This is a genomic window from Leisingera sp. ANG-Vp (assembly GCF_000813725.1).
In the GTDB taxonomy this organism is placed as follows: Bacteria; Pseudomonadota; Alphaproteobacteria; order Rhodobacterales; family Rhodobacteraceae; genus Leisingera.
Map to the genome: position 1 here is coordinate 1 of NZ_JWLD01000126.1, position 4,192 is coordinate 4,192.

Genomic DNA, 4,192 nt, shown 5'->3' on the forward strand with positions numbered 1-4,192 from the left:
GGCCGGAATAATCCCGGCCCTGCCGGGGCTGCCCCACGCAGCCCCGGCTTTGAATTTAAGACGTTCCTTTGTCTTCGCCCGGCCTTCTGGCCGGGCAGCCCCCGACCGCCCCCCTGGGCGGGGGCTTCACCCCCACCCGCGGTCCGGGGCCGCCCTTCGCGTTTCGAGGCAAGTCTAGTGCCAGCAATTATTTCCCATACCGAAGGTGAATCTAATACATCCGAAGCCCGCAAGGCCTGGCTGCAGAAATCCATCGGCCCCAACTCCGCACCGCTCTTGCAGCGCGACGCCAATGCTTTTCTGCATCAAAGCCTGTCCAGCCCCTGTGTCAGCACCATCGCCAAAGCTGAGGGCATCTGGATCGAGAATATGGACGGCCGCCGCTACATGGATTTCCACGGCAACTCGGTGCACCACCTGGGCTATGGCCACCCGCGGCTGGTGGCGGCGATCAAGCAGCAGCTGGACGACCTGCCTTTTGCCCCGCGCCGGTTCACCAATGACCCGGCGGTGGAACTTGCCGAAAAGCTCGCAGAAATCACCCCTGACGATCTGGGCAAGACTCTATTCACCACCGGCGGATCCGACGCCAACGAGGTGGCCCTGAAAATCGCCCGCGCCGCCACCGGGCGCTTTAAGACGCTGAGCTTCTGGGATTCCTTCCACGGCGCGGGCTTTGGCGCCGCCTCGGTCGGCGGCGAGGCCACGTTCCGCAGCCACATCGCCGGGCCCTTGCTGCCCGGCACAGAGCATGTGGCGCCCTACAGCCCCTCGGACTGCGCCTACGGCCGCCAGACCCTGGAAGCCAGCGCCGAGGCCTGTGCGAAGATGATCGATTATGTGCTGGGCCGCGACGGCGACTACTGCGCTTTCATCGCCGAACCGATGCGCGCGGTGCCCATTGTGCCGCCGCCGGGGTTTTGGAAAGCCGTGCGCGCGGCCTGCGACAAGCACGGTGTGCTGCTGATCCTGGATGAAATTCCGACCGGGCTGGGCAAGACCGGCCAAATGTTCTCTTTCCAGCATGATGGTGTGGTGCCGGATATCGTGACGCTCGGCAAATCGCTGGGCGGGGGCATCCTGCCGATTGCCGCCTGCGTCGCCCGCCGCGGTCTGGACGTCTGCGGCGATTTTGCCATCGGCCACTACACACACGAAAAGAACCCGGTCACCGCCCGCGCGGCCCTGACCACCCTGCAGATCATCGAGGACGAAGGCCTGGTGGAGCGTTCCGCAGACTTGGGGGCCTATGCGCTGGAGTACTTGCAGGAGCAGATCGGCCATCTGCCGATTACCGCAGATATCCGCGGCCGCGGGCTCATGTTCGGGGTGGAGATCGCAGGCAGCGCAGACATCGCCCGCCAGCGCGCAGAGCAGATCTATTATGCTTGCCTTGAGGCCGGCCTCAGCTTCAAGATCAGCCAGGGCAATGTGCTCACCCTGTCGCCGCCGCTGACCATCGCGCGCGAAGACCTGACCCGGGCGCTGGATATCGTCGTCGCGGCTGTCAAGGCGGCCCAGTAGCCCGCGATTGCCCCTCAGCGAACACAACACGAAGACACGATCAGAACGGAAGAACAGAAACTACCAAACCAATAAAGGGAGAACCAATCCATGCCGGAGATAGTAACCAGCCAGTCGCGCGTCCGCTTTGATGAGGCGAGATGCCAGAACTCTGGGTGCTGCGGCTTGCGGCTCTCCCGAATGATCCAGGCCCTGTCCGGCGAGGCAGGCTCAGCCGATGACGCGGATGAGGAGATGCTGAAGGCGGCCGCATCCGCCTGCCCTTCCGGCGCGCTCAGCTACAGCAAACGGCGCCGGGTCCGGGCCAAGGAACAGGTCCGCGAGCGCCGCTTCTATCTGCCCTGATACTCCGCTGCTCCGGCAAGTGGTCCGGCCAAGGCCCGGCAGAGACACTCCCTGCCCGCCGGAGGGGAAACAGCCCTGGCCGTCCCAGCCCCTGCCCGGTTCCGGACAGGGAATGAGATTGGGAAAGGATCAGGCGTCCTGACCGGATCGGTCGCCCAGAGTCACGTCCAGAGTGACCTCCTTGCCCTTGCGCAGCACCTCGATCTGCGCCGCCTCGCCCGGGGCGTTCACCGCCACGGCGGCGGTCAGATCACGCAGCTCGCTGATCTCGGTCCCGCCAAAACGCAGCACCACGTCGCCGGCTTTCAGGCCCGCCTCTGCCGCCGGGCTGTCTGCTACCACGCTTTCGATCACCACGCCCTTGCCGGCCTCGCGGCCCAGCACATTGGCAGCGTCCTCAGACAATGGCTTGATCTGCACGCCCAGCCAGCCGCGGGCAATCTCGCCGTCATCTTCCAGGTCGGCCACGATCTTCTGCACCATGTCCGAAGGCACCGCAAAACCGATCCCGACCGAGCCGCCGCCCGGCGAATAGATCATGGTGTTGACGCCGACCACTTCGCCTTCGGCATTGAACAGCGGGCCGCCGGAATTGCCCTTGTTGATCGCCGCATCGGTCTGAATGAAGTTGTCAAAGGGGCCTGCGTTGATATTGCGCGAGGTGGCCGAGACGATGCCCGAGGTCACGGTGCCCGCAAGGCCAAAGGGGCTACCCATGGCCAGCACCTCATCACCGACGCGCAACGCGTCCGAAGAGCCGAATTCGACAACTGTCAGCGGTGCCTCCGCCTCGACCTTCAGCAGGGCAATATCCGTCAGCGGGTCGGCGCCGATCACACTGGCCTCGTGCTTGCTGCCGTCGGCGAGGGTGACCGAGACAGTCTGTGCATTGTCGATCACATGGTGGTTGGTGACGATCAGCCCGTCCTCGGAGATCACAAAGCCGGAGCCTGCGCCCTTCACCGGGCGGCCGTTGCCAAAGTCCGGAACCCGGCCGCCAAAGCGGCGCATGAATTCTTCCATGAACTTGTCGTTCGGCATGGATTGGCGGTCGGCGGCAGGCTGCGCTTTGCCGGTGACTTCGACAAAGACAACGGCGGGCGAGATGGTTTCGACCAGATCGGCATAGCCGCCTGCAGGCACAGCCAGTGCAGGGGCAGGCGCCAAGGCAAACATAGCCGCAGCCGAGGCAGCGGCGGTCAGGGCAAAGGCAAACCGTTTGGGAGCGTGGGTTTTAGGCATCTTCATTTCCTTGCGTTCGAAGTGATGCAAGGCAAATGGAAGGCCCGGATTTCAATGTCCTGACGCATTCTATACAGATCTGTAATGTGTGCTTGGACCCGTTCCGGTGTAATTCAGGCAGGCAGCAAAGCGGGGGAAGCCTTGAAGATCCTGGTGATAGAAGACGACGCCACCACCGGTCCTTATGTGGCCGCGGGGTTGCGCGAGGAAGGCCATACCGCCGATCTCGTCACCGACGGCCGCGAGGGGCTGCTGCAGGCGACCGCTGCGGATTATGACGTGCTGATCATCGACCGGATGCTGCCCAGCCTTGATGGGCTGAGCCTGATCAAAACCCTGCGCGGCGCCGGAGTGCGCACGCCTGCCATCATGCTGACCGCGCTGAGCGGGGTGAATGACCGGATCGACGGGCTGGAGGCCGGGGCGGATGACTATCTGGTCAAACCCTTCGCCTTTGGAGAGCTGGCCGCGCGTGTTGCCGCCCTCGCCCGCCGTCCTGGGCTGCAAACGCAGGAAACTGTGCTGAAAGCGGGTGATCTGGAGATGGATCTGGTCCGCCGCAAGGTGACCCGAGGCGGCCAGGAAATCGACTTGCTGCCGCGCGAATTCCGCCTGCTAGAGCACCTCCTTCAGCGCAAGGGCCGGGTGCAGACCCGCACCATGCTGCTGGAGGCGGTCTGGGACATCAGCTTTGACCCGCAGACCAATGTGGTGGAGACCCATATCTCCCGCCTGCGGGCCAAGGTCGACAGGCCTTTTGCGAGTGAATTGATCGAAACCGTGCGCGGCGCGGGGTACCGGATTGCCGAATGACCTGAAGACCCGCGCAGGAGCATTGCTGCGCTCCTCGCCGATGCGGCAGTCGCTATGGCTGTCGCTGCTGTTTGTGGCTGCAAGCTCGCTGAGCCTGGGCATTACCTATTACGTGGCGCAGGGGGCGCAGCGGCAGGCAATCGAGGAAAGCCTGACCCAGGACATGGCGGGCTTCCGCGCGACGCCTTCTGCTGCGGCACTGGCGGCCATCGTCAATGCCGAAACCGCCGAGACCGACCCGCAGCGCCGCTTGCTCAGCTACCGCGGG

The 4,192-nt window shown here is 64.3% G+C and carries 4 protein-coding genes and 1 pseudogene; 4 read left to right on the plus strand and 1 reads right to left on the minus strand.

Features of this window, described 5'->3' with window-relative positions; translation table 11 throughout:
* Window positions 1–177: 177 nt before the first annotated feature.
* Window positions 178–1,524, plus strand: a complete 1,347-nt coding sequence (gene pbfA, locus RA20_RS24295) for a (R)-1-hydroxy-2-aminoethylphosphonate ammonia-lyase (RefSeq protein WP_039135454.1) — start codon at window positions 178–180, stop codon at window positions 1,522–1,524.
* Window positions 1,525–1,614: 90 nt separating this feature from the next.
* Window positions 1,615–1,869, plus strand: a complete 255-nt coding sequence (locus RA20_RS25215; protein WP_082018118.1) for a (4Fe-4S)-binding protein — start codon at window positions 1,615–1,617, stop codon at window positions 1,867–1,869.
* Window positions 1,870–1,998: 129 nt separating this feature from the next.
* Here RA20_RS25215 and RA20_RS24300 read toward each other — a convergent pair whose 3' ends face one another.
* Window positions 1,999–3,117 carry a trypsin-like peptidase domain-containing protein gene (locus RA20_RS24300; protein ID WP_039135463.1) on the minus strand — a complete coding sequence of 373 codons (1,119 nt, stop codon included), beginning with the start codon at window positions 3,115–3,117 and terminating at the stop codon, window positions 1,999–2,001.
* A 135-nt stretch (window positions 3,118–3,252) separates the two neighbouring features.
* Between RA20_RS24300 and RA20_RS24305 the strand changes: the two genes are divergently transcribed.
* Together RA20_RS24305 and RA20_RS24310 are read left to right on the plus strand one after the other, a co-directional pair.
* Window positions 3,253–3,924 carry a winged helix-turn-helix domain-containing protein gene (locus tag RA20_RS24305; protein ID WP_039135457.1) on the plus strand — a complete coding sequence of 224 codons (672 nt, stop codon included), beginning with the start codon at window positions 3,253–3,255 and terminating at the stop codon, window positions 3,922–3,924.
* A pseudogene (locus RA20_RS24310) lies at window positions 3,914–4,192 on the plus strand (sensor histidine kinase); the annotation flags it as partial. The gene RA20_RS24305 and the pseudogene RA20_RS24310, both read left to right, overlap by 11 nt.

Excerpts from the sequence above, each read along its gene's own strand:
- RA20_RS25215 (WP_082018118.1), top strand. The coding sequence starts at position 1,615 with ATGCCGGAGATAGTAACCAGCCAGTCGCGCGTCCGCTTTGATGAGGCG.
- RA20_RS24300 (WP_039135463.1), bottom strand. The coding sequence starts at position 3,117 with ATGAAGATGCCTAAAACCCACGCTCCCAAACGGTTTGCCTTTGCCCTG.